The organism is Endozoicomonas atrinae (genome assembly GCF_001647025.1).
GTDB lineage: Bacteria > Pseudomonadota > Gammaproteobacteria > Pseudomonadales > Endozoicomonadaceae > Endozoicomonas > Endozoicomonas atrinae.
In genome coordinates this window covers 1-1,186 of record NZ_LUKQ02000591.1, presented here as the reverse complement: position 1 = coordinate 1,186, position 1,186 = coordinate 1, and the positions used below count along the sequence as shown (strand labels likewise).

The window sequence follows — 1,186 nt, the reverse complement described above, 5'->3', positions numbered from 1 at the left end:
TCGTCTCGTTGGCCATCGCGGGCTCCTATCTCAATGCGTGGGTGACGCCTGCCTGAACAGCAACCGTTCCGATGGCCACCGTCGACACCGCCTGACCATCGGGCGTGGTGACCTGGACATCAAACTCGTAACGGTAGGGGGTCAGCTCATTGGTCTCTTCCGGTGCCAGGTACATCACCGCCGTCGTGCCGGATACTGTCATCCGTTTTTGCAGCACAGCCTCGTCATCCGGCTGCATCCGGTGAAACTTCAGGGTGAAGATCAGCGTCCATCCGGTCAGGTCCAGTGGTGTGCCATCCTCACCACTGAACGACACCGGCACGGAATAGCTGTCACCCCGGATAAAGGCAGGCAGGGTAGTGGAAGCGGGAATGGCCATCAGACAAACCGCCTGCGGGTTACTGACTGTTCGCCACCACTGACGCCCACCAGTCCACGGATGCGCTTGCGGTTGAGCTCCTTCTCATACTTCTGCCGGTTCACCTCACCGAGCTGCGGGTTCGTCCACGGCTCATCGGGCATCATCTGCAAATCCGCCAGTACGCCCCAGCAGGCGAACTCAAGGGTCAGGTTGCCCACCTCGTCCGGTACTTCCGTGGCGTCAAAGGCTGGCATCAGGGTCAGCTCGATGTCGTGCATGGCGTCCTTGTCCGGGATCGGAGCAACGCTCAGTGCGGTGGTTTCAACATGGCGGTAGTAGCAGGGGGTGCCGGCAGAAAGATAAGGGGGCAGCAGATCGCGGCTTTCCAGTCGGGTGCCGTCTTCCCGCAGGAGGTTCTGCACCGTGGCAATCTCACTGCCAGCAGGGGCAGTCAGGGTGTAGTCCATAATGCCCTTCACCATAAACAGCTTGTCACTGTGCCGCCAGATATTGGCGCGGTGGCAAATGTCCCGCAGGGTAATGATCAGGTAATTACGAATCACCTGATCTGGGCAGCCCTTGGCATAGGGCCGTATTCTGCCCAGATAAACGTCCAGTTCCATCTATCCCTCCACCTTGCCCTGTAGCATCTGCCGGAAAAGCTGATCTACGTTCCACTTCAACCCCAGGTCGTTGGTAAACATGGCCAGATAACTCTGCGCCTGCTGCATATTGGCTTCCGTTTCCATATCCATGCTGAATGCCCGGAACAGCATGTAGTTGATCACCGGGTTGATCCACAGCTCATCCAGACTGAATAACTGG

General features: G+C 58.1%; 3 protein-coding genes. All 3 read right to left on the bottom strand.

The window, feature by feature from the left end:
- Positions 1–25: 25 nt before the first annotated feature.
- On the bottom strand, positions 26–379 hold the full coding sequence (locus AK963_RS29350; protein ID WP_066018768.1) for a hypothetical protein: 354 nt from the start codon (positions 377–379) through the stop codon (positions 26–28).
- Entirely contained in the window at positions 379–984 is a 606-nt protein-coding gene (locus tag AK963_RS29345; RefSeq protein ID WP_066018767.1) for a hypothetical protein, read from the bottom strand. Before AK963_RS29345 ends, AK963_RS29350 begins: the two co-directional genes overlap by 1 nt.
- The coding region (locus AK963_RS34050; protein WP_274520570.1) for a DUF6682 family protein at positions 985–1,186 on the bottom strand (202 nt) is incomplete at its 5' end.